The organism is Halopseudomonas nanhaiensis, assembly GCF_020025155.1.
Lineage (GTDB): Bacteria > Pseudomonadota > Gammaproteobacteria > Pseudomonadales > Pseudomonadaceae > Halopseudomonas > Halopseudomonas nanhaiensis.
Genome location: NZ_CP073751.1, coordinates 203324 through 228168, shown reverse-complemented (window position 1 = coordinate 228168; position 24845 = coordinate 203324). Strand labels below are relative to the sequence as shown.

Genomic DNA, 24845 nt, shown 5'->3' with positions numbered 1-24845 from the left:
TTAACGGAGCTCACACAGGCAGGACACCGTGTCCTGCGAGGTAATGTTGACCGATCGGCCCGACAGCAATGTCCGTATCACTGGCTCTACAAAACTGCTCTGGCTGTTGCAGTGCACGCCGTCGCTGTAGGGGCCGACGTAAGCCAGCCTGCCCGTTGCATCCCAGATTGCGATCGACGGAGTACCAGGCCAATCGGCCCACGCTTCTGGTATCGGCCAGTAGGGCAAATTCTTGAACGGACTGCCTCCTTTTTCTTCATTTTCTGCTCCGGCGACGGCAAATTGCACGCCCAGGGCAGTGAAGCGCTCGGTCATCTCCGCGATGTATTGCTCATGCCCCGCATTGCATGGACATCCGGGCTGCCAGACATGAACCACCTGAACCTGGCCGACGGCGAACGGCGGTGCAACAGCGACGCCGTTGAAAAAGGCCGGGCGGTCGAACGGCCGGACATAGCGCCCCTCGTACCACCAGAACGCCCAGACGAGCCCGGCCAGCCACACCACCAGAAGAAGTGCCGTCAGACCTGCCCGCCAGATAGTGCCGCTAGTGGTTTTCAATCCTGGTCCTGAAGCGTGACGGCTGCGTGCGCACACTCTAGAAGTGCCGAGGCCGCGCGCCCAATAGAAAAACAGCATTGCCGTTCATCGGCCAGCCTATCAACTGCTAACTCGACCACATTTCCACCGGGAACCGCATTTGCATTCGACGGTCTGCTGATATGGTTGCCCATCTGAGCGGAATTCCTATTCTAGATAACAGCGGTATCCGGCACGTTCCGAGCCGAACAAGGATGATATTTCCCCATGCCTGGAGAACTTGACATCGCCACCCTCGGAGTAGCCCTGTCGCTGGTTACTCTGAGCATGACGCTATTGCTGTGCGTGGCCGCCTGGCATGCCGGGATCGAGAAGGGGCTGCGCCATTGGGCGCTGGGCAACTTCGCGATCATGCTTGGCCTTGTCCTGAACGTCTACCAGGAGCACATCCACCACGGCCTGTCCGTCGTTCTCGCCTATACGCTGATGACCCTCGGTATCGGCGTCACCTGGCTTGGGATCCGCGCGTTCAAGGGCCAGACGCAGCCCCAGACCGGCCCTCTGCTCGCCGCCCTGACCGTGATGCTGCTGATGTGGGTGTTCCGCTTTCAGGTCGACGATATGCCGGCGCGTATCGTAATTTCCTCGGTCATTCTCTCGGGGATGAGCCTACTCTGCGCCCGCGAGCTCCTGATCCCCGCTGAACAGCCGATGCGCACCGCCTACTGGTTTACCGGCTTCACCGCCCTGTTCTGCGCCATCGGGCTGGCCTTCCGGGCAGCCCTGAGCTTCACGCTTCTGCCTTTATCGCAGGAAACCAACCTGGTGCCGATGCAGAGCGTGACGCTGCTAGGGGCGATGGTAGCGCAGATCGGCCTGGCCTGCGGCTTCCTCCTCATGACCCATTACCGCACCACCATCGCCCTGCATCGCCTGTCCGAACGCGATGCCCTGACCAATACGTTGAACCGTCGCAGCCTGCAGCAGCAAGCCGCGGCCGTACTCGAACTGGCACGGCAGCAGGAGTACCCGGCCACACTGATCATGCTCGACGCGGACCATTTCAAGCGGATCAACGACCAGTTCGGCCACCAGACCGGTGATGCGGTGCTGTGTCATCTGGTAAGCCGTGTACGCCAGCATCTACGCAACGATGACCTGCTCGGGCGCTTTGGTGGCGAAGAATTCGTACTCCTGCTTCCGGGCCTCGATACGGAAAGTGCAGTGCAGGTGGCCGAACGCATCCGGCAGGCACTGTGCGCTCAGCCGTGGCAGAACGAGAACCTGCCAGTGGCGTTGAGCGTCAGCATGGGCGTGGCCTGCAGCGATCAGCACGGCTACGACTTCGATTCCCTGGTCGGCGTTGCGGATGCAGCGCTCTACCGAGCCAAGGCGCTGGGCCGCAATCGCGTCGAGCTGGCCAGCGTGCCGGATCAGGAACTGCAGGACCAGATGGCATTACGCTTACTGTCGCAATTCCGTCATAATCTGGACGTATAACGTCAATCAGATAGGTGTCGTTCCGGCACCACGGGAGTTCCAGTGAGCTTTGATCCTGCAAATCGCCAGTTTCCGCTGAGCCGCCTGCGGCGGTTGCGGCGTGACGATTTTTCCCGCCGCCTGGTCCGCGAGACGCGCCTGACCGCCGACGATCTGATCTATCCCGTATTCGTTCTCGAAGGTGAAAACCAGCGCGAAGCGGTAGCGTCGATGCCTGGCGTCGAACGGCTGTCGATCGACCTGCTGCTCGAGGAAGCCGCCGAGCTGGTAGAGCTGGGCATTCCTGCCGTAGCACTGTTCCCGGTTACCCCCCTTGCATGCAAATCGCTGGATGCTGCCGAAGCCTACAACCCCGACGGCCTGGCCCAGCGTGCGACGCGCGCTCTGAAGCAGGCGTTTCCGCAGCTCGGTGTCATCACCGACGTGGCGCTCGACCCGTTCACCACGCACGGACAGGACGGCATCATCGACGAGGCCGGCTATGTGCTGAACGACGTCACCGTCGAGGCACTGGTGCGCCAGACGCTCTCGCATGCCGAAGCAGGCGCGGACATTGTCGCCCCGTCCGACATGATGGACGGGCGCGTCGGCGCCATGCGCCGTGCGCTCGAAGAGGCAGGACACATCAATACGCGGATCCTCGCCTACTCTGCCAAGTACGCCAGCGCCTATTACGGCCCGTTCCGCGACGCCGTCGGTTCGGCAGGTAATCTGGGCAAGGGTAACAAGGCCACCTATCAGATGGACCCGGCAAACTCCGACGAGGCCCTGCATGAAGTGGCGCAGGATCTGGCCGAAGGTGCCGACATGATCATGGTCAAGCCGGGCATGCCGTATCTGGACATCGTCCACCGCGTGAAGGAGACGTTCAAGGTCCCGACCTTCGTTTACCAGGTGAGCGGCGAATACGCCATGCACCAGGCAGCCATTGCCAACGGTTGGCTGAGCGATGCGGTCATCCTCGAGTCGCTGACGGCCATCAAGCGCGCCGGCGCGGATGCGATCCTTACCTACTTTGCCAAGACCGCTGCGCGCCAGCTGCGGCAATCGAACTGATCAAGAGGAATTCATGCAGGAACTCAAGAGCGTGGGTGACATGAGCGAAGTCAAGGATCCGGCACAGTCATTACCGGTGGTGCGCAGCGCACCGGCGCTGACCGCGCCGTCCGAGCCCGCCACACCCTCCGCCGACATCAATGCGCCGGAGCTGTACATCCATCGTGAACTGTCGCAGCTGCAGTTCAACATCCGCGTATTGGAGCAGGCGCTTGACGAATCCTATCCGATTCTGGAGCGATTGAAATTCCTGCTGATTTTCTCCAGCAACCTGGACGAGTTTTTCGAGATCCGCGTCGCCGGGCTGAAAAAGCAGATCACCTTCGCCCGTGAGCAGACCGGGCCGGATGGCCTGCAGCCGCAGCAGGTGCTGAGCAAGATCAGTGAGCTGGCGCACCAGCAGGTTGGTCGTCAGTACGCCATCCTGAACGATGTGTTGCTGCCGCAACTGGCCGAGAAGGGCATCCGCTTCGTGCGCCGGTATCAGTGGACGCACAAGCAGACGCTGTGGGTGCGCCGGTATTTCCGTCAGGAAGTCGCGCCGGTCATCAGCCCCATCGGGCTGGACCCGACCCACCCGTTTCCGCTGCTGGTGAACAAGAGCCTGAACTTCATCGTCCAGCTGGAAGGGACTGATGCCTTCGGCCGCGATTCGGGTTTGGCAATCATTCCGGCGCCGCGCTCGCTGCCGCGCCTGATCAAGCTGCCCGATGAACTGTGCGAGGACGGTGGCGACGCTTTCGTGTTCCTCTCGTCAATGATTCATGCCCATGCCGACGAGCTGTTTCCCGGCATGAAGGTGCTTGGCTGCTACCAGTTCCGCCTGACGCGAAATGCCGACCTGATCGTCGATCCCGATGAGGTGGACGATCTGGCCCGCGCACTGCGCGGCGAGCTGCTGTCCCGGCGTTACGGCGACGCGGTGCGTCTGGAAGTGGCGGATAATTGCCCGAAGCCGTTGACCGACTTCCTGCTCAAGCAGTTCGGCCTCAGCGAGGCGGAGCTGTACGAGGTCAACGGCCCGGTCAACCTCACGCGCCTGTTCGCCATCACCACGCTGGAGAATCATCCCGAGCTGCAGTTCCCGCCCTTCAGTCCGGGAATTCCCAAGCTCCTGTCGAGCGCGGACAACCTGTTTCAGGCGATCAGCAAACAGGACATTCTGCTGCTGCATCCCTACGAATCCTTCAGCCCGGTTGTCGACCTGCTGCGCCAGGCTGCGCAGGACGCAAACGTTCTGGCTATCAAGCAGACGCTGTACCGGACCGGAGCCAACTCGGAAATCGTCAACGCGCTGGTGGACGCGGCGCGTAACGGCAAGGAGGTGACGGTAGTCATCGAGCTGCGCGCCCGTTTTGACGAGGAGTCGAACCTGCAGCTGGCCAGCAGGCTCCAGCAGGCAGGCGCGGTGGTCATCTATGGCGTGGTGGGCTTCAAGACGCACGCCAAGATGATGCTGATCCTGCGCCGCGAGGACAAGGTTCTACGACGCTATGCGCATATGGGTACCGGCAACTACCACGCCGGCAACGCACGGCTGTACACCGACTACAGCGTGCTGACGTCCGACCTGGCGCTGACCGAAGACGTGCACAAGCTGTTCAATCAACTGATCGGAATGGGCAAGACCCTGCGCATGAAAAAGCTGCTGCAGGCTCCCTTTACGCTGAAGAAGCGACTGCTCGAACTGATCAACCGCGAAGCGCTGGCAGCGCAGGCCGGCAAACCCGCGCAGATCATCGCCAAGGTCAATGCACTGACCGATGCGAAGATCATCAAGGCCCTGTACAAGGCTTCGCAGGCCGGCGTGAAGATCGATCTGATCGTGCGCGGCATGTGCTGCCTGCGGCCCGGCATTCCGGGCGTATCGCACAACATCAACGTGCGCTCGATCGTCGGGCGTTTTCTTGAGCACAGCCGGGTTTACTACTTCCTCAACGAGGGGCAGGAGCAGGTCTGGCTGTCCAGCGCCGACATGATGGAGCGCAACCTCGAGAAACGCGTCGAGACCTGCTTCCCCCTGGAAGGGAAGAAGCTGATCACCCGTGCCAAGCAGGAGCTGCAGGTGTTCCTCACCGACAACACCCAGAGCTGGATTCTGCAGCCCGATGGCAGCTATGTGCGCAGCAATCCCTCCGGCAACCAGCTTGCGCGCAGTGCTCAAAGCGCGCTGCTGGACAAGCTGGGCAACTCGCCTCAGCGCACCGTCAGCGTATAACCGATCTTATCCCAGGACTGGGCTTCCTGCTGGAAATCCGCCTGGGTTAGCGGATTGTTGTCCAGCCAGCCTTCGGGAAACACCACGCTCAAGGCGTTCCCGGAGGTTTCCACGGCGAGGGCCGGCATTTCCTGATACCCCCGGATATGGTGATACAGAATCGCCAGACGCAGCAGCATGCTCAAGCGCAGCAGTGGTTGCGCCTCCTCGCCGAACTCGCTCAGCCGGTCGTCATTCGGCAGGTTGCGCCGGTGGCCGCGAATCAGCAGCGAAATTGATTGCTGCTCGTGCCGCGAGAACCCCGGCAGATCCGAATGCTCGATGAGATAGGCGCCGTGCTTGTGATACTGGTGGTGAGCAATGTCCATGCCCACCTCATGTACCCGGGCAGCCCAGCGCAACAGATCGGCGTACTTGCGATCGGTAAGACCCCAGGCATCGGAGACCTTGTTCAACAGACTGATCGCCTTGGCTTCAACCCGGGCGGCCTGATCGATGTCGACGTGATAGCGCTCTATCAGGGCGCTCAGCGTCCGCTCGCGGACGTCTTCGTGCTGATGCCGTCCGAGCAGGTCGTACAGCACGCCCTCGCGCAGCGCGCCTTCGGAATGGTGCATGACCTCCACGCCGAGCGCTTCGAACACCGCCTCCAGAATGGCGAGCCCGGCTGGCAGGATCGGCCGTCGATCGGCCTTCAGGCCGGGCAGATCGAGCTTGTCGATCTGCCCGGCCTTGATGACCCGGCGCTTGAGCCACTGCAGACCCTCACGGGTAACCTCGCCCTGACCCATTCCCGCCGCCTGCAGGCATTGACCGATAGCCCGGATGGTCCCGGACGCGCCAACCGCCTCCTGCCAGTCCAGGCGCTGAATGGCCTGCTCGATTTGCATCAGCTCCAGCCGGGCCGCGGTATAGGCTTCTGCATAGCGTGATGGACTGATGCGACCATCGGAGAAATACCGCCGACTGAACGACACGCAACCGATCGACAGGCTCTCGCGGAGAATGGACTCGAAGCGTTGACCGACGATGAATTCGGTACTGCCACCGCCGATGTCCACCACCAGACGCTTGCCTGCATCATCGGCAAGTGTGTGGGCGACGCCCAGATAGATGAGCCGCGCTTCCTCCCGGCCGGAGACCACATCTACCGGATGGCCGACGATCTGCCGGACCTGGCGGATGAACTGGGTTCGGTTGCGCGCTTCGCGCAGGGCATTGGTGCCCACTACCCGCACTGCTCCGGCAGGCAGGCCATTGATCAGCTGGGCGAAGCGACGCAGACAATCGAGCCCGCGCTGCATGGCCTCCTCGCTCAGGTCGCCATCGTCGTTCAGACCGGCGGCAAGCTGGACCTTTTCGCCGAGCCGCTCGAGAATTCTGATCTCGCCATGGTCGACGCGCGCCAGAACCATATGGAAGCTGTTCGAGCCCAGGTCTATCGCTGCTACCAGCGGAAAGTCCGGCTGTTCTGTCTGCACCATGCGCTCCCGTGAATAACCTGCCCGGATTCTAGCACCGCACCGAAGACTTTTCTGCGCAAAGACGAGCGCCCTAGGTCGCCTTTCGCTGATCGTCGGGGTGGTGCTATGATGACTCTCATTCTGCCCCTTACGATCCTTGGAGAGACTGATGAGTGATTTGATCGTGCATGTCACCGACGGCAGCTTCGACAGCGAAGTACTCAAGGCCGACGGCCCTGTTCTGGTGGACTACTGGGCTGAGTGGTGCGGCCCGTGCAAGATGATTGCACCGGTGCTGGACGAGATTGCCAAGGACTACAACGGCAAGCTGAAGATCTGCAAACTGAACATCGACGAGAATGCCGATACGCCGCCAAAATACGGCGTGCGCGGCATCCCCACCCTGATGCTGTTCAAGGACGGCAACGTCGAAGCGACCAAGGTCGGCGCCCTGTCCAAGTCGCAACTGACAGCCTTCCTCGACAGCAACATCTGAGGCTTGGTTCCGCCCCCTCGGTTTTTTCTGCAGGGGGCGAATTTTCTGGGCTTTTCCGCTAGACGCATGCCCGGAGCAGTGCTAGATTTGCTTTCCAATCCCTGCCACACCCCGTGGCAATGGCTTCCCTACTTCAGCCAAACCCATCGCCCCATTCCCAATGGCGGCCTGTTACTAACCGTCCTGCCGAAAAGACGCCTGAACCATCTAACTCTATGAACCTGACCGAACTCAAGCAAAAACCCATTACCGAACTGTTGGAAATCGCCGATCAGATGGGCCTGGAGAACATGGGCCGATCGCGTAAGCAGGATGTGATTTTCGCCATCCTCAAGAAACACGCCAAAGGCGGCGAGGACATCCACGGCGATGGCGTCCTGGAAATTCTTCAGGATGGTTTTGGTTTTCTCCGCTCGGCTGATTCGTCCTACCTCGCCGGCCCCGATGACATCTACGTGTCGCCCAGTCAGATCCGCCGCTTCAACCTGCGTACGGGCGATACCATCTCCGGCAAGATTCGACCCCCGAAGGATGGCGAACGCTACTTTGCGCTGCTGAAGGTCGACTCGATCAACTTCGACCGTCCGGAAAACACCAAGAACAAGATCCTGTTCGAGAACCTCACGCCGCTGTTCCCGGATGATCGTCTGGTCATGGAAGCCGGCAACGGCGCTACCGAGGATCTGATGGCGCGGATCATCGATCTGTGCGCGCCAATCGGCAAGGGCCAGCGCGGCCTGCTCGTGGCACCGCCGAAGGCCGGCAAGACGCTTATGCTGCAGAACATCGCATCGAACATCGCGCGTAACAATCCCGAGTGTCATCTGATCGTTCTGCTGATCGACGAGCGTCCGGAAGAAGTGACCGAAATGCAGCGCACCGTGCGCGGCGAAGTGGTTGCCTCAACCTTCGACGAGCCGCCGAGCCGCCACGTTCAGGTTGCCGAGATGGTCATCGAGAAGGCCAAGCGCCTGGTCGAGCACAAGAAGGACGTGATCATTCTTCTCGACTCCATCACCCGCCTGGCGCGCGCCTACAACACGGTTATCCCGAGTTCCGGCAAGGTACTGACCGGCGGTGTCGACGCGCACGCGCTGGAAAAGCCCAAGCGCTTCTTTGGTGCGGCTCGGAACATCGAGGAAGGCGGCAGCCTGACCATCATCGCCACCGCGCTGGTCGATACCGGTTCGAAGATGGACGAGGTGATCTACGAGGAATTCAAGGGCACCGGCAACATGGAGATCCACCTGGATCGCAAGATCGCCGAGAAGCGTACGTTCCCGGCAATCAACATCAACCGCTCCGGTACCCGCCGCGAAGAATTGCTGACCAGCGAAGACGAGCTTCAGCGCATGTGGATTCTGCGCAAGATCCTCCATTCCATGGACGAAATTGCCGCCATCGAATTCCTGCTCGACCGTCTGAAGGACACCAAGACCAACGACGAATTCTTCCAGTCGATGAAGCGCAGCAAAAACTAAGCTGCAAGCGTCAAGCTTTGAGCTGCAAGCGGTCCTGCACTGTTTGCAGCCTGTTTCATGTTACAACGGCCAACACGCCGCCTTGCCGGCATACTGTGCTTCTGACCAGACACCCAGGCTGCCGCATTCCTCGTACTGCTCGCAGCTTGCCGCTAGAGGCTTGAAGCTGCGATGCAATACTCCGATCTACGCGATTTCATCAAGGCCCTGGAAAGCAGAGGCGAGCTGAAGCGCATCCACACGCCAGTGTCGCCGGTGCTGGAAATGACCGAGATCTGCGACCGGACATTACGCAAGGGCGGCCCCGCTCTGCTGTTCGAAAAACCTACCGGTTTCGATATGCCTGTTCTCGGCAACCTGTTCGGTACGCCCGAGCGCGTTGCCTTCGGCATGGGCGCCGACGATGTCAGCGAGCTGCGCGAGATCGGCAAGCTGCTCGCATTCCTGAAGGAACCCGACCCGCCCAAGGGGCTGAAGGATGCCTGGTCCAAGCTGCCGATCTTCAAGAAGGTCATCTCCATGGCGCCCAAGGTGGTGCGTGACGCGCCGTGCCAGGCGACGGTCTTCGAAGGTGACGACGTCGACCTCGGGCGCATTCCGGTGCAGACCTGCTGGCCTGGTGATGCCGGCCCGCTGATCACCTGGGGACTGGTGATCACCAAAGGGCCGAACAAGGATCGGCAGAATCTGGGCATCTACCGCCAGCAGGTCATCGGTCGCAACAAGGTGATCATGCGCTGGCTCAGCCACCGCGGTGGCGCACTGGACTTCAAGGAATGGTGCGATAAGCATCCGGGAGAGCCGTTTCCGGTTGCCGTCGCCCTGGGCGCCGATCCGGCGACCATCCTCGGCGCGGTCACGCCGGTGCCCGATTCGCTATCCGAATATGCCTTCGCCGGGCTGCTGCGCGGGCAGCGCACCGAGCTGGTGAAATGTCGCGGTTCCGACCTGCAGGTTCCGGCCAGCGCCGAGATCGTGCTAGAGGGCGTGATTCATCCCGGCGAAATGGCCGAAGAGGGGCCCTTCGGCGACCATACCGGCTATTACAACGAGGTCGACCGCTTCCCGGTGTTCACCATCGAGCGGATTACCCAGCGCGAGAAGCCGATTTACCACAGCACCTATACCGGACGCCCACCGGACGAGCCGGCCATCCTCGGCGTGGCGCTCAACGAAGTCTTCGTGCCGATTCTGCAGAAGCAGTTTCCCGAGATCACCGACTTCTATCTGCCACCGGAAGGCTGCTCGTATCGCATGGCGGTCGTGTCCATGAAGAAACAGTACCCCGGCCACGCGAAACGCGTGATGCTCGGCGTCTGGTCCTTCCTGCGCCAGTTCATGTACACCAAATTCGTCATCGTCACCGATGACGATGTCAACGTGCGCGACTGGAACGATGTCATCTGGGCGATCACCACGCGCATGGATCCCAGTCGGGACACGGTGATGATCGACAACACCCCGATCGATTACCTGGATTTCGCCTCGCCTGTGTCCGGCCTGGGTAGCAAGATGGGTCTGGATGCGACCAACAAGTGGCCGGGTGAGACGACCCGTGAGTGGGGCGTGGCAATCAAACAGGATGCGGCGGTACAGCAGCGCGTCGACGCCATCTGGAACGAGCTGGGAATAGAATGACCAGAGTCACACTGCAACCGTCCGGACACGAGATCAAGCTGCTGCCGGGTGAGACGATTCTCGCGGCCGCTCAGCGCCTGGGCTTTGACGTGCCGCAGAGCTGTCGCAACGGCAATTGCCACGTATGTGCGGCGAACCTTGTCAGCGGCAGGGCGCGCCAGGGCGACACTGTGGTCGAGACGGGCGAACTGTATACCTGCATTACCAGACCGCTGGATGACTGCACGCTGCATTGGGAAAACGTACTGGCGCCGAACGAGCTCCCGCTGCGTAGCCTGGCCTGCCAGGTCGTCGACTGCATCGATCTGGGTGCTGACGTATGGCAGGTCAAGTTGCGCACGCCAGCCGGCAAGCCGCTGCGGCATCACGCCGGCCAGTACCTGCTTCTGGAACGCGATGACGGGGAGTCGTCTGCGTTTTCGATTGCATCGGCGCCCAATGATGACCGCGAGCTCGAACTGCAGATTCTGGCCCGCGAGCAATCGGCCATTGCCCTGGTCGAGCATCTGCGCCGTAACCGCATCGCGCGGGTCAAGATCCCCCTGGGGGACTGCCATGTAGCGCAGCTGCCTCAGCGCTCTCTGATCCTCATAGCGGCCGGAACAGGGCTTGCGCAGATGCAAAGCATCATCGAGAACTGCCTGGCACGCGGCTTTGATCGGGCGATCCATTTGTACTGGGGGGTGCGCGAGGCGGCCGATTTCTATCAGGCACCTTTCTGGGAGAGCTGGGCGACTCGACCGAATCTATACCTGCATCAGGTGGTCAGCGACGACGCCGCATGGCCCGGACGTCAGGGATTGCTGCCACAGGCAGTCAGCGCTGACCTGAGCAGTCTTGGCGATTATGAGGTGTTCGTCAGCGGGTCACCGCCTATGGTCTATGCAACGCTGGATTCACTGGTCGCAGCGGGCATGCCCGAGCAGAACATGCACGCCGATGTATTCGCATACGCGCCCCGGGAGGCGCTGGGCGAGTGACCGTCTGAACCGCTGCGGCCTCACAGAGGCCGCCGTCAACGCCTGTCGGGCATGGGTAACGCCGGCAGGTCATGCACCATCAGAGCAATCCCCTGCCGCAGCATCTGCTCGGCGGCTTCATGCTCACCCATGTGTTCCAGCAGGCGCACCAGCTCTGCGCAGGTCTGAATGTCACGCTTGCTGGCGAAGCTCGCCTCGAAATAATCCCGCGCCTTGCCCCATAGACCGTTGCGCAGACTCAACCGCCCCAGGGCCAGCAACAGCGTGGCGTCATGGGGATGCTCTTCGAGCCACTTTTCGGCGGCGTTGAGCTGACGAGCAGGATCCTTGCCCTGTACCAGACCGTAATGGTGCACCAGCCGGTCGTTGAACTGCTGCTTCAGCGCCAGCCGCAGCGTCTGCTCGGCAGGTTCCTCGGCACCGATACTCCTGAGCTGCAGGCAGTATGCTTCGATCAGTGAAGGGTCCTGGCGCATGGGCTTGGGCACCTGATTCCATACGCCGTCGATGGGATCGGGCTGCGGCGGGTCGAACTGCTTGGCACGCTGGCCGGCCTGTGACAGCAGCGCCAGGTAAACCTGATGCTCAAGCACCTGCTGTTCAGCCTGGCTCAGAACATTGTGCCGGCGCAGCTCCGGCAGCAGCTGCTGCAGCCGCGGCCAGTCCTCCAGCCGAACATACAGCTGACTCATCAGCTTCAATGCGTACAGGTGCTTGGGGTGATCCTTGCGTAGTCGGGTGAGCGTCGCCAGCGCCTGCTCATGCTGTCCGCGGGCAATCTGCAACTGCGCCTGGGTGACTGCAATCGCCACGTCGGCCTTCGGCGTGTTGTCGTACGCTTCGCGCAGCAGCCCGTCGGACTCGGCGTAGTCTTCCAGCTCGTGCGCGGCTCGCGCCGCAGCCAGGTAATTGATCAACGGCTGCTCGGCATGCGGAGCGGATCGCTTGAGCAGACGCAGTGCCTGACTCCAATGGCCTTCGGCAAACTCCAGAAGACCGCGCGTCGCGGCTGTGTTGGCCCGGCGCCCGCGGTTGTGCCGGGACCAGGGATTGATGCGTCGGCCGGAGGCTCGCAGAAGACGGGTCAGGGCCCGCAGCAGGGTGAACAGCAACCAGAGGCCGATCAGTACGGCAAGGCCGACCCAGATGCTGGTTTCGACCGACATGTTGCGCCAGGCGATCAGCAGGTAACCGGGATCTTCCGCTATCGCCATCCCCAACAGGGCGGACAGCAGCAGGACGACAAGGATGGCGATGTAGCTTTTATTCATCCTCCGTCTCCTGCTCGGCTTCGCCGGAATCCTGCCCTCTGCTGCGCATGTAGTCGGCCAGTGCGCGCTGTACCGGCGAAAGATCCGGCGGCGTCAGGCTGACCGGACGCTCGGCGAGCTCTGACAACTGGTCCCGCATCGCGCTGACCTGCTGGCTTTGCTCTTCGAAAAACTGCTCAAGGACCTCACCAGCGCGCTCGAGGCTGCTGCGGTATACCGCCTGCTCTCCACGCAGCGCTGCCCATTGCGCCTGCTCCAGGGTGAGCTGCAGGGTTCGGTGGATACGCTGCATTTCGGCTTCATCGAGCAGTGGGGTGATGACCTTGCCGCGCTGGAAGTCCACTCTCACGTAACGCTCGAGCCTCATCAACATCCGCTCTGCCCAGGTACGTCGGGCCAGACGGTCTTCGTACTCTTCCTCGGCGCTTACCTCATCCGGATCAAACTCGGGGACCGGCAGGGCGACGAGCTTGTCGACCTGATTGTGCAGGGCAGCCAGACGCAGGTAGATGCCGGCTCGATCGACCTCAGGCAGCGCACTGATCTCGGCCTGAGCCTGCGCCAGCACTTCGCGCACGGCGAACACGCCGCTGTCGGGCTGGTCACGCATGATCTGATCGACCGCCTCGAGCATTTCGCTGGCCGAGCGCACATCCTGGGCGGCCATCAATCGCAGCGAAGCAAGGCGCAGCAGGTACTCGGCCTCGGCCAACTTCCAGTCCGTGCGCGCATCACCCTGCTCTTCCAGACGAGTTCTGAGGCGTTGCTGACTGCGCTGGAGGTCATCCACCAGCCGACGTGTTTCATCCAGCTCCTCGGCGCGGGGGACATCTTCAAGGCGCTGCGCCTGGCTCTCGCTGGCTTCGCGCTGGCTCTGCTCAAGTTGACCCAGCCGCTGCTCGAGCTCTGCTGTCGGATCGTCGTCAGATGCCTGCGTCTGATACCACTGCCACACACTCATGCCTCCGGCTGCCAACGCAACGAGCAACGCCAGCGAAGCGAGTCCTCGACCACCGGACGACCCGTTCTTCCGAGGTGGCGACGGAGGCGGGGTGCTGCTTCCAGCGCCTGCGCCTTTGCCCGCCGTGCTGGAACCGGTGCCGGGCCTGGACGCGCTCGAAGCACTTTTCGTATCTGTGATTTGCGCCGCGGAGCCGGCTGCTGCGGCCTCCCTGGATGCAGCAGTGCTTGCGGGGCCACTGCCCGGCTTCGCCGCAGCGTCCTTGCCGGCCGCTGATCCGGTATCGGCACTCGAGCCGTTGGTAGTGTCTCCGGGAGGCTGGACACCGACCGGCGTGCCACCGGACGCCGGCTCCGAGCCGCCCAGATCCGCAACCGGATCACTACCGGCCCTGGTGCCAGCCTGATCGCCGATTGTTTCCGTCGGGTCCTTCGGCTTGTTCTTGTCAGTCGGTTCCACGCTGTTCCCCTTGTTGCGTCAGCGGATGCGAAGCGACAGCAGCAAGTACTGCCGCGTCGTCCGCTCCGTCACATACCACAATGTCAGTGCAGCCCAGCTCGGCGGCGCGTTTCGCCACCCTTTCGCTGGGCACCCAGCAGCGCCAGTGCCGTTGGCTATCCCATCGCGGGGCTGCGGCGTCGTGCCAATGCTCGAGCGCCTGCGCGCTGCTGATCAGGATGCCGGTTACGCCGCTTCCGGCGGCGGCGTGCAGCGCCTGGGCAAGCCCGGCAGGTTGCGTGCGCCGGTATAGTTCAAGATAGTCGACCTCTCCGCCAGCGCTGCGCACTTGCTCGGCAATATGCTCGCGGCCACCCTCTCCACGCCAGATCAGAACCCTGAGCCGTGGCGTATCGAGGAGCTCCTGCCAGACCGGCAACCGCATCAGGGCTTCGCTGTCCTGGCCGTCGTGCGGCCGTCGTACCGGCAGGCCGTAATCCGACAGAACGCCTGCGGTCGTCGCGCCGACTGCAAGCCACTCGATACCCACCGGCGCCTGCGGCCAGTATCGGTCCAGGCGCTCCAGCCCGAACCGTGCAGCCACCGGGCTGACCACGACGACCGCCTGATAGCGGTCCAGATCAAGCATCCTCTGGCGCTGCATGGCGGTTTCTTCGCAGGGCTCGATGCACAATAGCGGCACGCCGAGCGTGTCGACTCCCTCAGCCGCCAGCTTCTCAGCAAGACGCTGATTGTCCTGGTCGGCACGGGTCAGCAGCAGGCGTCCGCTCACCGCGGACCGGCCTCCTCCTGATAGACGGAATCGAGAATGTCCTGCGCGCCCTGGGCGAGCAGATCCTCTGCGACCGAGATACCCAGCGTCTCGGGATCTTCTTCAGGCCCGCGGGCCTCGGCGGTGATCAGCCGACTGCCATCGGGCTGGCCAACCAGACCCCGCAACCAGATCTGACCGGCTTCACGCTCGGCGTAGCAGGCAATTGGCACCTGGCAGCCGCCGTTAAGGCGATGATTCAGGGCGCGCTCGGCGCGTACGCGCAAACCGCTGTCCTGATCGTTGAGCGGAGCCAGCAACTGGTGCAACTCGGTGTCGTCAGTCCTGCACTCGATCCCCACCGCACCCTGCCCGCCAGCCGGCAGGCTTTCCTCGGGAGCCATGGCATAGCCAATGCGTTCGTGGAACCCCAGCCGCATGAGACCGGCCGCGGCCAGTATGATGGCGTCATATTCGCCGGCGTCGAGCTTGGCCAACCGTGTGTTCACATTTCCACGGAGGAAATGCACGGTCAGATCAGGACGGCGCGCCATGAGCTGAGCCTGACGCCGCAGGCTGGACGTGCCCACGATGCTCCCTGCGGGCATGCTGGCGACCGTCTCATAGCGGTTGGAAACGAAGGCGTCACGCGGATCTTCCCGTTCGCAGATGGCGTACAGACCCAATCCGTCAGGGAAGTTCATCGGCACATCTTTCATCGAGTGCACGGCCAGGTCGGCCTCGTCGTTCATCATCGCTGTTTCCAGCTCCTTCACGAACAGCCCCTTGCCACCGATCTTGGCCAGCGGCGAGTCGAGCAGCTTGTCACCGCGGCTGACCATGGGGACCAGGCTGACGGTGATGTGCGGGTGAAGGTGCTCCAGGCGCGCCTTGACGAACTCGGCCTGCCACAGGGCCAGCGCGCTCTTGCGGGTGGCGATACGCAAATGTCGACTCATGGGATTCTCGTTCAGGACCAGCCGGCATCATACGGCATGCCCCGGCGAGCATCCACGCGGGCTGCTGTCGCAGCCCGACTCACAGCTGACCCATCAGTTTGCGCACACCGGGCACGTGGCGACGGCTGACGGTAAGCGTTTCCTCCGGCAGCCCCTTGAGGTGCAGATGGAAATGTCCCATGGCACTGCGCTGCAACCGCTCTATGCGATTGCGCGCGACCAGTGCGTTGCGATGGATACGCACGAAGTAGTCGCCGAACTCGTCTTCCAGCGCCTTGAGCGGCTCATCCAGAAGTACCTCGCCCTCACAGTGGCGCAGCGTGACGTACTTGTGGTCGGCGATGAAGTACAGAACCTCTTCAATCGGGACCAGCTCGACGCCTCGCCGGGTCCGCGCGCTGATATGACTGCGCGCCTGGTTGGTCTCGCTGGTGACCCCGGCCTTGCCCAGATTGGCCAGCTGCATGCGGTTCAGCCGCTGCGCCTTGGCCAGCGCGTCGGCCAGATCCTCGCTGCGAACCGGCTTGAGCAGGTAACCGACAGCGGCAACGGAAAACGCTTCCAGCGCGTATTCGCCGTGCGCTGTACAGAACACCACCGCCGGCGCCTCGCTCATTTCGCTCAGCTTGCCTGCGGCCTGCAGACCATCCATGCCGGGCATGCGAATATCCAGCAGGACAATGTCGGGGTGTTGCTCGGCTACGATATCGAGTACTTCCTGGCCGTTGCTGGCCATCTCCGGTAATGCTGTGTAGCCCGGAAGCGCGGAGACCAGTCTGGCCAGGCGTTCTCGAGCGAGTGGTTCATCATCGGCGATCAGTACTTTCATGCCTTAATGACTTCCTGCGGTTATGGACGTTTGCTACAAGGATAGACCAGCCTGCTGAAGTAGCGTGGACCATCGCGCCATGCTTCGACGCTTGCCTGCGGCCCGAACAGGGCAGCCAGGCGTGCCCGGATATTCTGCAAGGCCATGCGAGATCCCTGATGGCTATCTACCACGTCTGGACAACTGTTGGAGACTTCCAGTTCAACCACGCCGCTTCGATAGATACCGTGAATACGAATGTCGCCGCCGTGCAGGCTGGGCTGCAGACCGTGCAGAATGGCGTTCTCGAGCAGCGGCTGCAGGGTCAGCAGCGGCATCGGCGTAACGGCTGGCAACGCCTCGGTATCCCACTCCACCTTCAGCCTGTCACCGAGGCGATACTGCTCGATGCGCAGATACCCCTCACACAATCGCTTTTCCTCGGCCCAGCTGGCGACGCCCTCGGCTTCGCCCAGGTTCGCACGGAACAGGTCGGCAAGATCGAGCACAGCGTTCTCGGCCTTGTCCGGCGATGAACCGATCAGGCTGACGATGCTGTTGAGGCTGTTGAACAGGAAATGCGGACGAATGCGCGATTGCAGCGATTGCAGCCGCGCCTTGAGCTCAGCCTGGGTCTGGCGCTGCCATTGTTGCTGGAGGTAGAAATAGCGCAGCAGCAGACTGGTCATGATCAATGCGATAAGCCCGTGGCGCAGCAGCAGTTCCGCATCGAGCTGCGGCAGACCGAGCATCCCCTGATGAAGCACCCACTCGCCGAGAATGGTGAATATCAGCACCAGCGAGATCACCACGGCGTAACAGGCGGCGATCGCCAGCCCGAGCGGACGCCGCTGCATCCAGGGCCGCAGGCGACACAGCAACGCGGCCGACAACAGCACGATCCATTGCACGAACAACGACGCCATGGCCAGCTGCAGCCAGTCGAATCCGCCCGACACCGGTTGCGCCAGCACCCACAGCAGCACCACCAGCTCGGCGAGCACCACCAGCGTGAACACGGCAAATGATGAGCAGAGATCCGGAAGGAAGAAATCTTCTCCGGGATAGGGTTTTTTCAGTAAGGTCCAGAGTCCATTCTTCATGGACGAAGTGTCGATCAGCCCGAGGTCGTCGCGCAAGCGGGAAATGGTATGCTATGCGGCTTTCAGCGCCGCGACTTGCTCCGTGCAAGCGTCATTGTGTGCTGGCGGAGCCGGACACGCCGTGAACCCATCCGTGGGAGCTCGGCGATGCCGTCCGGGGCATCGACGGTCCGCCCCCCAGCACCCAACGCCGCCTATGGCTTGAGCAAGCCGCCGAATCAACGAGCACGGACCACCGACATGAGCCAAGACAAGACTACCAATCAATCCTGGGGCGGGCGGTTCAACGAACCGGTCGATGCCTTCGTGGCCCGTTTCACCGCTTCGGTGGACTTCGACAAGCGCCTGTACAAGCACGACATCCAAGGTTCGATCGCCCACGCCACCATGCTGGCCAAAGTGGGGGTGCTCAGCGACGCCGAGCGCGACCAGATCATCGAGGGTCTGGACCAGATCCGCGCCGAGATCGAAGCGGGCGAATTCGACTGGCGCGTCGAGCTGGAAGACGTGCACATGAACATCGAAGCACGCCTGACCGATCGCATCGGCATCACCGGCAAGAAGCTGCATACCGGCCGCTCGCGCAACGACCAGGTCGCCACTGACATCCGCCTATGGCTGCGCGAAGAAATCGACGTGATCCTCAGCGAGCTCACGCGACTGCAGACCGGCCTGCTCGACCAGGCAGAAAGGCACGCGGACGTGATCATGCCGGGCTTCACCCATCTGCAGACCGCACAACCGGTTACCTTCGGCCATCACCTGCTGGCCTGGTTCGAGATGCTCGCACGCGACGCCGAGCGGCTGGCCGACTGCCGCAAGCGCGTCAACCGCATGCCGCTGGGCAGCGCGGCCCTGGCCGGCACCACTTACCCGATCGACCGCAGCGTTACCTGCCAGTTGCTGGGCTTCGAAGCCGTATCGGGCAACTCGCTGGACGGCGTGTCCGATCGCGACTTTGCCATCGAATTCTGCGCCGCAGCCGCGCTGGCAATGATGCACCTCTCGCGCTTCTCCGAAGAACTGGTGTTGTGGACCAGCTCGCAGTTCAACTTCATCGACCTGCCCGACCGTTTCTGCACAGGCTCGTCGATCATGCCGCAGAAGAAGAACCCAGACGTACCCGAGCTGGTCCGCGGCAAGAGCGGCCGCGTCTATGGCCATCTGATGGGTCTGCTGACCCTGATGAAGAGCCAGCCGCTGGCCTACAACAAGGACAATCAGGAAGACAAGGAGCCGCTGTTCGACGCCGTCGATACGCTGCGCGACAGCCTGCGCGCCTTCGCCGACATGATACCGGCGATCCAGCCGAAGGTGGAATCCATGCGCGAAGCGGCCCGCCGCGGATTCTCCACCGCCACCGACCTGGCCGACTACCTGGTACGCAAGGGTCTGCCGTTTCGCGATTGCCACGAGATTGTCGGCCACGCCGTGAAACACGGCGTGAACACCGGCAGAGACCTGGCCGACATGAGCCTGGATGAACTGCGGCAGTTCAGCGATCAGATCGAGCAGGACGTGTTCGAGGTGCTGACCCTGGAAGGCTCGGTCAATGCGCGGGACCACATCGGCGGCACGGCGCCAGCTCAGGTACGTGCAGCAGTATCACGTGGCAGGGAATTGCTGGGCGGCTAGGACGGTCCAACGGGATAGATCCCAGCGGAGCCGCTTCAGATGAGCGAAGACCGACCACGTTATCGCGTCAGCGCCGACCGGCACTCAGCCAGCCGGCGCGTACGCTATGTGGAAACCATTCAGCCGGAATATGGACAATGTACCGTCTGCGAACTCGACGAGCTCGCAGACCTGGAAGCGATCCGCGAAGGCCAGCACCCGCAGGAGTCGAGCGACTCGAAGCCACCGGACACGAAATCCAGCGCAGAACCGTGACGCCTCCGCAAAGATGCGTTGCTGCCCAGTACCGCTACGCATCGCCGCTATCTCGACCGCGCCCCTGTAGGAGCGGGCATGACCGCGAAGAAGGATGCACGCAACCCTGCCTCGTTATCATGCGGCCTCTGACCCGTAAGCACGCCGCTTACGCTCAGATCCTGATCCCTAAGCCACCGGCTGCTGCTGCGTAATGCAGTGGATGTTCCCCCCACCAAGCAAAATTTCCCTTCCAGGTACCATGACCACCCGGCGATCAGGGAACAGCTGCTGCAGAATCTCCCTGGCCTCGTCATCCTTCGGGTCATCGAAGGACGGAGCCACGATGCCGCCATTGACGATCAGGAAGTTCACATAGGATCCGGCAAGACGTATCGACGGATCGCGCGGCTGGCTGCCGACCACCTTGTCGATGCCGGTGCACTCTTCCTCGGTCGCGTATATCGGTCCGGGGATCGGCATCTTGTGCACGACGAATTCCCTGCCCTGCGCATCACGACTTGCCTGCAGCACTCTGATCGCCGCCTGACAACGCAGGTAGTTGGGATCCTCTTCGTCGTCGGTCCAGGCAAGCAATACCTCTCCTGGCCGCACGAAGCAGCAGAAGTTGTCGACATGCCCGTCAGTCTCGTCGTTGAACAGACCGTTCGGCAGCCAGATCACCTTGTCGATGCCCAGGTAGTCGCCCAGCTTGAGCTCGATCTCTTCGCGCATCATGTGCGGATTGCGATTAGGGTTGAGCAGGCACTCCTCGGTCGTGATGACGGTGCCCTCACCGTCTACATGAATCGCCCCGCCCTCGAGCACAAAACCTTCGGTGCGGTACCGCGGTGAGCGTTCCAGGCTGAGGATCTTGTCAGCGACCTGATCGTCGCGCTGCCACGGCCAGTAAAGACCGCCGTCGAACCCGCCCCAGGCATTGAAGGTCCAATCGACGCCACGGATGCCGCCCTGTCCATTGACCACGAAGGTCGGACCGGTATCGCGCACCCAGGCATCATCGGTACTCATCTCGACGATGCGGATGGCTGGATGATCGAGCTGCGCACTGGCGTTGGCATACTGTGCCGACGACACGCACACACTGACCGGCTCGAAGCTGGCGATGGCCCGCGCTACCTCGGCGAAGGCCGCCTGCGCCGGCTTGCCGCCGAGGCGCCAGTTGTCCGGGCGCTCGGGCCAGACCATCCAGGTCTGACCGTGCTGCTCCCACTCGGCAGGCATACGATAGCCATCGGCGCGCGGCGTACTGTGCAAGGTATACATCAGGACTCCAGGCTGCCGTCGAGGGTCTTGATCGGCGCGTACAGATTCGGCCGGCGGTCACGAAACACGCCCCAGGCGCTGCGAATGTGCTCCATGCGGTCGAGGTCGAACTCCTGCACCAGCACCGCTTCTTCGGTTTCACCCGCCTCCTGCACCTTGGCGCCGAACTGATCGGCGATGAACGAAGAACCGTAGAAGGTGATGTCGTAGCCGTCCTGCTCTTCCGTGCCGATGCGGTTGCTGGCGATGACCGGCATCAGGTTCGCCCCGGCATGGCCCTGTTGCACGCGCTGCCAGTGATCGCGGGAAGTGATGCTCGAATCATGCGGCTCGCTGCCGATCGCCGTGGGGTAGAACAGGATCTCTGCACCCTGCAACGCCATGGAACGGGCGCACTCCGGAAACCACTGGTCCCAGCAGATGCCTACGCCGATCTTCGCATAGCGGGTATTCCACACCTTGAAGCCGGTATCGCCCGGGTTGAAGTAATATTTCTCGTGGTAGCCGGGGCCATCCGGAATGTGGCTCTTGCGGTAGATTCCGAGATTGCGCCCGTCGGCATCGATGATCGCCACGCTGTTGAAGCGCGAACGCCCGGCGAGCTCGAAGAAGCTCACCGGCAGAACAACCTCGAGCTCACGCGCCAGCGCCTGGAAATGGGCGATAGCCGGATTGTTATCGACTTCAGTCGCCAGCTGAAGATATTCCGGATTTGGCTTCTGGCAGAAGTAAGGCGTTTCGAACAATTCCTGGATAAGAATGATCTGCGCACCCTGACTGGCGGCCTGCCGCACCAGGCGCTCGGCCTTGGCGATGTTGTCCTGACGGTCCCAGGAACAGCTCATCTGGGTAGCGGCGACGGTAACGAGACGGGACATGGAGGTCTCCTGCAGAGGTGGGGAATTGAGCTTTATAATCGATATTTATCGGCTTTACAACGCATGTCGTCCGTCTTGAGGCGACCCGGCATGACTGTTACACCGACATATATCCGGAAGAATCCGGGAAAACTGATAACAACCAAGCATAGCCGCTAGGGAGCGCTCACGCCGCGCTCAGCCGGCATCAGCGGATCCTGTCGATAGAAAGCCACAAGGTGCTGATACACAGCCGGCCAGGCCGCAGCCAGCGGGCGGGGCGCTTCGAAAAAGGTTTCCGACAGAACCGCAAAGAATTCGGCCGGATCCTCCAGCGCATACTCGTCGACCGGCAGGCTTGCGCCGGACTCTGCCCGCCGACCCAGATCATCCCACGCACCCTGCATGTCGCGTTTCCAGGCCGCCGGATCCATTCCGGCATGCAATGGGGGCGCGCCATTGGCGCCTTCCCGCCGCATGTCGAGCGTGTGCGAAAGCTCATGGATAACGACGTTGAAGCCGTCGAGGCCGGAGGCCAGCACATCCTCCCAGGAGAGTATTACCGGCCCGCGATACCACGCCTCACCGCTACGCTCGCTTGTTTCCTCATGGACGATGCCATACTCGTCCTCCCAGCTATGCTCGGCGACGAAGGGCCCGTCGTAGATGATCAGTGTCTGCCAACCGTCATACCAGTCCAGACCCAGCTCGAGCACCGGTACCACCGCCATGCCGGCGATGCGCAGGCGCATCGCGTCACTCAAGTGCAGATCCCCGGCCGCCACCAGATGCTTGCGCAGCAGCAGCCTCAGCGCCATCTCGCGCAATTTCTCCTGCGACTGCGGCGCATACCGGCGGTACACACCCCAGTCCCCGAGCGCTTCGCTCCATAGCGCCTCGGAAACCTCCAACTGTTCGAGCCTGCGGCTCTCACGCCAGGCCGAGAGCTTGCCGAACAGGCTCATCGACGCAGCTCCGCAGCAGGCAGAACGGCGGGCAGGTACAGACCCAGATACCCGATGATCACCCGCGTCGCCTCGCGGCACATGGGCGGGGTAAGACAACCGTTTTGTTGATAGTCGACGGCGAGCAACTTGTCCGCCGCCTGTAGCGCGAGGGTAAATATATCGACTTCCTGCGGCAGCGGTGGCAGCTCATAGCAGGCGGACAGACATTCATGAAAACGCCTGCCGAGCTGCAGGTCGTGCTGACGGTCGGCCTGGCGTATGGCTGCAAGCTCGTGAGCGCCCAGAAGCAGTTCGCGCGCCGCCGGGTGGGACTGATAGTAGGCCTGAAAGCGTGCTTCGATGCGCTCGACCAGCGCAGGCCAGCTCCCGGCGTGGGGAAGTTGGGCCTGTTCCTTGAGCAGCGCATCGAGCTCGAGGAACACGCGTTCGGCCAGCGCGGCCAACACATCACCGACCTGGGGGAAGAAGTGATACGCCGAAGAGGGCGGGATCTGCGCCTGCTCGGCGATGGCGTACATCGAAAGCTCGCCCAGGCCCTGCTCACCCAGCAGCGTCTCGGTGGCATCGAGTATTCGCTCGATGCGCTCCTGGCTGCTGGCACGGCGTTTAGGAGGGGTGCGCGCGTTCATTGGCATCCGGAATCAGCGTATGTCGCGCAGACGATACCATAGCAGCGCCAGCGCCCGAACGGCGGTGTGCAGCCCGGCCCCCGGTGGAACCGGAACATGACGGATCCGTGCGAAGAGATCGAAACCGTCGCCGCGGCCGACCAACACCTGAGCCATCAGCTGGCCTGCCAGCCCGGCCAGCGCGACACCCTGCCCGGAGTACCCCTGCGCGTACAGCACGCGCTCGCCGATACGACCGAATTGCGGCGCCTTGTTCAGTGTCATAGCCACCTTGCCGCCCCACAGATAGTCGAAGCCTTCTCCGGCGAGCTGGGGGAACACTGCGGCCATCCTCTGCCGCATGGCCGGCTCGAGTCGCTCCGGTCGCGCATCGTAGGCGCTGGCGCGGCCACCAAAAAGCAATCGGTTGTCATGACTCAAGCGGTAATAGTCGAGCAGGTGCTTCATGTCACACACGGCCATCCGCGACGGGATCAGCTGCTCGGCCAGCTCGCCCAGAGGGCGGGTTGCGCCGATGTAGCTGCCGATCGGCATGAAGCGGCGCGCGTGCCAGGGCAGCAGTTTCCCCATGTAGGCGTTGCCGGCCAACAGCAACTGATCCGCGTGGATTTCTCCGTCTGCCGTTCGAACGCGCACCCCGGTCGCCTCTTCCTCCCAGGCCAATGCCGGCGTGCGCTCGTGAATAACCGTTCCCGCCTCGGCCGCTGCACGTGCCAGCCCCAGTGTGTAGTTGAGCGGGTGCAGATCACCGCCGCCATGATCCACGACGCCGGCCTGATAATCGGCGCGCAGTTGTTCGCGCAATTGCTGGCGATCGAGAAAATGCAGCTGATCGTAACCCAGTGACGCCAGCGTGGCCTGCCAGGCATGCAGCTCCTCGACATGTCTGGCCTTGTTGGCCACCAACAGGATGCCGGGTTTTAGATGACAGTCGATGGAATGTTCGGCGACGCGTCGGCGGAGCAGTCCAACGCCCTCCACTGTCAGCTCCCACACCTTGCGGGCATCGGAGTTGCCCAGCTGCCGGACCAGCGTAGCGTGATCACAGGCCGGGCCCGGGTTGATCTGCCCGCCGTTGCGTCCCGAGCAGCCCCAGCCGACCCGTTCGGCCTCCAGCACCACCACCCGCCTCCCGGCCTGCGCCAGCTCGAGAGCGGCAGACAGGCCGGTGAAGCCTGCACCGACGATGCAAACATCCGTGCGGTGGTCGCCGTTCAGCGCAGCGTAAGCCGGTGATGGGTTTGCAGTGGCTTGGTACCACGACTCGTGCTGCACCCTTGTTCTCCCCTTGACGGATTAATAGAAGCCCGCGCCAGCACCCCGTTCAGCAATGTGGCGACCAGGCTCGTGCCGGGCTCGGTGCAATGGGCCGACTTCGCATCGCCTGGACCGGACACGCGGCAAGCCATCCCTGGGGCTCGACCACGCACATCCCTGTGCGTGGACGGTCCGGCCCAGGCGATACGAAGCCAGCCCAGCAGGCCTCAGTGCTGCGGATAAAAGATCCAACCGGGCTTTTCGGTCGGCCTGCACGACGTAACGCGGTGTTCG

At 62.5% G+C, this 24845-nt stretch carries 23 protein-coding genes; 10 read left to right on the top strand and 13 right to left on the bottom strand.

The annotated features are described in order from the left end of the window. Entirely contained in the window at positions 1-561 is a 561-nt protein-coding gene (locus KEM63_RS01020; RefSeq protein WP_223654122.1) for a DUF6436 domain-containing protein, read from the bottom strand. Positions 562-807: 246 nt separating this feature from the next. Here KEM63_RS01020 and KEM63_RS01015 point away from each other — a divergent pair, with 246 nt between their 5' ends. From KEM63_RS01015 to ppk1, 3 genes are read left to right on the top strand one after another with little or no spacing between them, the layout of a single operon-like run. Further along, positions 808-2040, top strand: a complete 1233-nt coding sequence (locus tag KEM63_RS01015) for a GGDEF domain-containing protein (RefSeq protein ID WP_223654120.1) — start codon at positions 808-810, stop codon at positions 2038-2040. 42 nt (positions 2041-2082) lie between these two features. Further along, positions 2083-3096 carry a porphobilinogen synthase gene (hemB, locus tag KEM63_RS01010; RefSeq protein WP_223654118.1) on the top strand — a complete coding sequence of 338 codons (1014 nt, stop codon included), beginning with the start codon at positions 2083-2085 and terminating at the stop codon, positions 3094-3096. A 40-nt stretch (positions 3097-3136) separates the two neighbouring features. After that, positions 3137-5314, top strand: a complete 2178-nt coding sequence (gene ppk1 / locus KEM63_RS01005; RefSeq protein WP_423747844.1) for a polyphosphate kinase 1 — start codon at positions 3137-3139, stop codon at positions 5312-5314. On the opposite strand, the gene ppx is transcribed toward ppk1, so the two are convergent. Further along, entirely contained in the window at positions 5293-6798 is a 1506-nt protein-coding gene (gene ppx / locus KEM63_RS01000) for an exopolyphosphatase (protein ID WP_223654107.1), read from the bottom strand. The genes ppk1 and ppx overlap by 22 nt on opposite strands. A gap of 148 nt (positions 6799-6946) precedes the next feature. Here ppx and trxA point away from each other — a divergent pair, with 148 nt between their 5' ends. The 4 genes from trxA to KEM63_RS00980 all read left to right on the top strand — a co-directional run bounded on the left by trxA (position 6947) and on the right by KEM63_RS00980 (position 11372). After that, positions 6947-7273 (top strand): thioredoxin TrxA, encoded by a 327-nt coding sequence (trxA, locus tag KEM63_RS00995; RefSeq protein ID WP_223654104.1) that lies wholly within the window; start codon positions 6947-6949, stop codon positions 7271-7273. Between the two features lie 215 nt (positions 7274-7488). Next, positions 7489-8754: a transcription termination factor Rho gene (gene rho, locus KEM63_RS00990; protein WP_223654102.1), complete on the top strand. Its 1266-nt coding sequence runs from the start codon at positions 7489-7491 to the stop codon at positions 8752-8754. Between the two features lie 171 nt (positions 8755-8925). Beyond that, entirely contained in the window at positions 8926-10392 is a 1467-nt protein-coding gene (gene ubiD, locus KEM63_RS00985; RefSeq protein ID WP_223654100.1) for a 4-hydroxy-3-polyprenylbenzoate decarboxylase, read from the top strand. After that, the gene (locus tag KEM63_RS00980) at positions 10389-11372 is read left to right on the top strand and encodes a 2Fe-2S iron-sulfur cluster-binding protein (protein ID WP_223654097.1); all 984 of its coding nucleotides are present in this window, start codon (positions 10389-10391) and stop codon (positions 11370-11372) included. Before ubiD ends, KEM63_RS00980 begins: the two co-directional genes overlap by 4 nt. A 35-nt stretch (positions 11373-11407) precedes the next feature. Here the strand turns inward: KEM63_RS00980 and KEM63_RS00975 are convergent, their stop codons facing one another. Both KEM63_RS00975 and KEM63_RS00970 read right to left on the bottom strand, forming a co-directional pair. Next, positions 11408-12643: a heme biosynthesis HemY N-terminal domain-containing protein gene (locus tag KEM63_RS00975; protein ID WP_223654095.1), complete on the bottom strand. Its 1236-nt coding sequence runs from the start codon at positions 12641-12643 to the stop codon at positions 11408-11410. Continuing rightward, entirely contained in the window at positions 12636-13604 is a 969-nt protein-coding gene (locus KEM63_RS00970; RefSeq protein WP_223654093.1) for a uroporphyrinogen-III C-methyltransferase, read from the bottom strand. Before KEM63_RS00970 ends, KEM63_RS00975 begins: the two co-directional genes overlap by 8 nt. Positions 13605-13695: 91 nt before the next feature. On the opposite strand from KEM63_RS00970, the gene KEM63_RS00965 reads away from it, so the two are divergent. Further along, complete coding sequence (locus KEM63_RS00965; protein ID WP_223654091.1) at positions 13696-14010, top strand: hypothetical protein; 315 nt, start codon at positions 13696-13698, stop codon at positions 14008-14010. A gap of 39 nt (positions 14011-14049) precedes the next feature. On the opposite strand, the gene KEM63_RS00960 is transcribed toward KEM63_RS00965, so the two are convergent. From KEM63_RS00960 to KEM63_RS00945, 4 genes are all read right to left on the bottom strand, one after another. Further along, positions 14050-14835 carry a uroporphyrinogen-III synthase gene (locus tag KEM63_RS00960; RefSeq protein WP_223654089.1) on the bottom strand — a complete coding sequence of 262 codons (786 nt, stop codon included), beginning with the start codon at positions 14833-14835 and terminating at the stop codon, positions 14050-14052. Further along, positions 14832-15773, bottom strand: a complete 942-nt coding sequence (gene hemC / locus KEM63_RS00955; protein ID WP_223654087.1) for a hydroxymethylbilane synthase — start codon at positions 15771-15773, stop codon at positions 14832-14834. Before hemC ends, KEM63_RS00960 begins: the two co-directional genes overlap by 4 nt. Before the next feature lie 79 nt (positions 15774-15852). After that, positions 15853-16602, bottom strand: coding sequence for a LytR/AlgR family response regulator transcription factor (locus KEM63_RS00950; RefSeq protein WP_223654085.1), 750 nt, complete (start codon positions 16600-16602; stop codon positions 15853-15855). A gap of 20 nt (positions 16603-16622) precedes the next feature. Then, positions 16623-17684 carry a sensor histidine kinase gene (locus KEM63_RS00945; protein WP_223654084.1) on the bottom strand — a complete coding sequence of 354 codons (1062 nt, stop codon included), beginning with the start codon at positions 17682-17684 and terminating at the stop codon, positions 16623-16625. Between the two features lie 240 nt (positions 17685-17924). On the opposite strand from KEM63_RS00945, the gene argH reads away from it, so the two are divergent. Further along, positions 17925-19319, top strand: coding sequence for an argininosuccinate lyase (gene argH, locus KEM63_RS00940; RefSeq protein ID WP_223654083.1), 1395 nt, complete (start codon positions 17925-17927; stop codon positions 19317-19319). Between the two features lie 39 nt (positions 19320-19358). After that, complete coding sequence (locus KEM63_RS00935) at positions 19359-19574, top strand: hypothetical protein (protein ID WP_223655920.1); 216 nt, start codon at positions 19359-19361, stop codon at positions 19572-19574. Between the two features lie 168 nt (positions 19575-19742). Here KEM63_RS00935 and aguA read toward each other — a convergent pair whose 3' ends face one another. The 5 genes from aguA to KEM63_RS00910 form a co-directional block, all read right to left on the bottom strand. Continuing rightward, entirely contained in the window at positions 19743-20840 is a 1098-nt protein-coding gene (aguA, locus tag KEM63_RS00930) for an agmatine deiminase (protein ID WP_223654082.1), read from the bottom strand. Next, positions 20840-21718, bottom strand: coding sequence for an N-carbamoylputrescine amidase (aguB, locus tag KEM63_RS00925; protein ID WP_223654081.1), 879 nt, complete (start codon positions 21716-21718; stop codon positions 20840-20842). Before aguB ends, aguA begins: the two co-directional genes overlap by 1 nt. Before the next feature lie 155 nt (positions 21719-21873). Further along, positions 21874-22662, bottom strand: coding sequence for a M90 family metallopeptidase (locus KEM63_RS00920; protein WP_223654080.1), 789 nt, complete (start codon positions 22660-22662; stop codon positions 21874-21876). Continuing rightward, on the bottom strand, positions 22659-23294 hold the full coding sequence (locus KEM63_RS00915) for a TetR/AcrR family transcriptional regulator (protein ID WP_223654079.1): 636 nt from the start codon (positions 23292-23294) through the stop codon (positions 22659-22661). The genes KEM63_RS00920 and KEM63_RS00915 overlap by 4 nt, the downstream gene beginning before the upstream one ends. A 12-nt stretch (positions 23295-23306) precedes the next feature. Next, positions 23307-24569: an NAD(P)/FAD-dependent oxidoreductase gene (locus tag KEM63_RS00910; protein ID WP_223654077.1), complete on the bottom strand. Its 1263-nt coding sequence runs from the start codon at positions 24567-24569 to the stop codon at positions 23307-23309. Between the last annotated feature and the right edge of the window lie 276 nt (positions 24570-24845).

What these genes read in the sequence shown, in the direction of transcription:
- KEM63_RS00975 (WP_223654095.1), bottom strand. Translation starts at nt 12,643, where the DNA reads ATGAATAAAAGCTACATCGCCATCCTTGTCGTCCTGCTGCTGTCCGCC.
- aguB (WP_223654081.1), bottom strand. Translation starts at nt 21,718, where the DNA reads ATGTCCCGTCTCGTTACCGTCGCCGCTACCCAGATGAGCTGTTCCTGG.
- trxA (WP_223654104.1), top strand. Translation starts at nt 6,947, where the DNA reads ATGAGTGATTTGATCGTGCATGTCACCGACGGCAGCTTCGACAGCGAA.
- KEM63_RS00945 (WP_223654084.1), bottom strand. Translation starts at nt 17,684, where the DNA reads ATGAAGAATGGACTCTGGACCTTACTGAAAAAACCCTATCCCGGAGAA.
- hemC (WP_223654087.1), bottom strand. Translation starts at nt 15,773, where the DNA reads ATGAGTCGACATTTGCGTATCGCCACCCGCAAGAGCGCGCTGGCCCTG.
- ubiD (WP_223654100.1), top strand. Translation starts at nt 8,926, where the DNA reads ATGCAATACTCCGATCTACGCGATTTCATCAAGGCCCTGGAAAGCAGA.
- rho (WP_223654102.1), top strand. Translation starts at nt 7,489, where the DNA reads ATGAACCTGACCGAACTCAAGCAAAAACCCATTACCGAACTGTTGGAA.
- ppk1 (WP_423747844.1), top strand. Translation starts at nt 3,137, where the DNA reads ATGAGCGAAGTCAAGGATCCGGCACAGTCATTACCGGTGGTGCGCAGC.
- KEM63_RS00970 (WP_223654093.1), bottom strand. Translation starts at nt 13,604, where the DNA reads ATGAGTGTGTGGCAGTGGTATCAGACGCAGGCATCTGACGACGATCCG.
- ppx (WP_223654107.1), bottom strand. Translation starts at nt 6,798, where the DNA reads ATGGTGCAGACAGAACAGCCGGACTTTCCGCTGGTAGCAGCGATAGAC.
- KEM63_RS00915 (WP_223654079.1), bottom strand. Translation starts at nt 23,294, where the DNA reads ATGAACGCGCGCACCCCTCCTAAACGCCGTGCCAGCAGCCAGGAGCGC.
- KEM63_RS00920 (WP_223654080.1), bottom strand. Translation starts at nt 22,662, where the DNA reads ATGAGCCTGTTCGGCAAGCTCTCGGCCTGGCGTGAGAGCCGCAGGCTC.
- KEM63_RS01015 (WP_223654120.1), top strand. Translation starts at nt 808, where the DNA reads ATGCCTGGAGAACTTGACATCGCCACCCTCGGAGTAGCCCTGTCGCTG.
- KEM63_RS00935 (WP_223655920.1), top strand. Translation starts at nt 19,359, where the DNA reads ATGAGCGAAGACCGACCACGTTATCGCGTCAGCGCCGACCGGCACTCA.
- KEM63_RS00980 (WP_223654097.1), top strand. Translation starts at nt 10,389, where the DNA reads ATGACCAGAGTCACACTGCAACCGTCCGGACACGAGATCAAGCTGCTG.
- aguA (WP_223654082.1), bottom strand. Translation starts at nt 20,840, where the DNA reads ATGTATACCTTGCACAGTACGCCGCGCGCCGATGGCTATCGTATGCCT.
- argH (WP_223654083.1), top strand. Translation starts at nt 17,925, where the DNA reads ATGAGCCAAGACAAGACTACCAATCAATCCTGGGGCGGGCGGTTCAAC.
- KEM63_RS00950 (WP_223654085.1), bottom strand. Translation starts at nt 16,602, where the DNA reads ATGAAAGTACTGATCGCCGATGATGAACCACTCGCTCGAGAACGCCTG.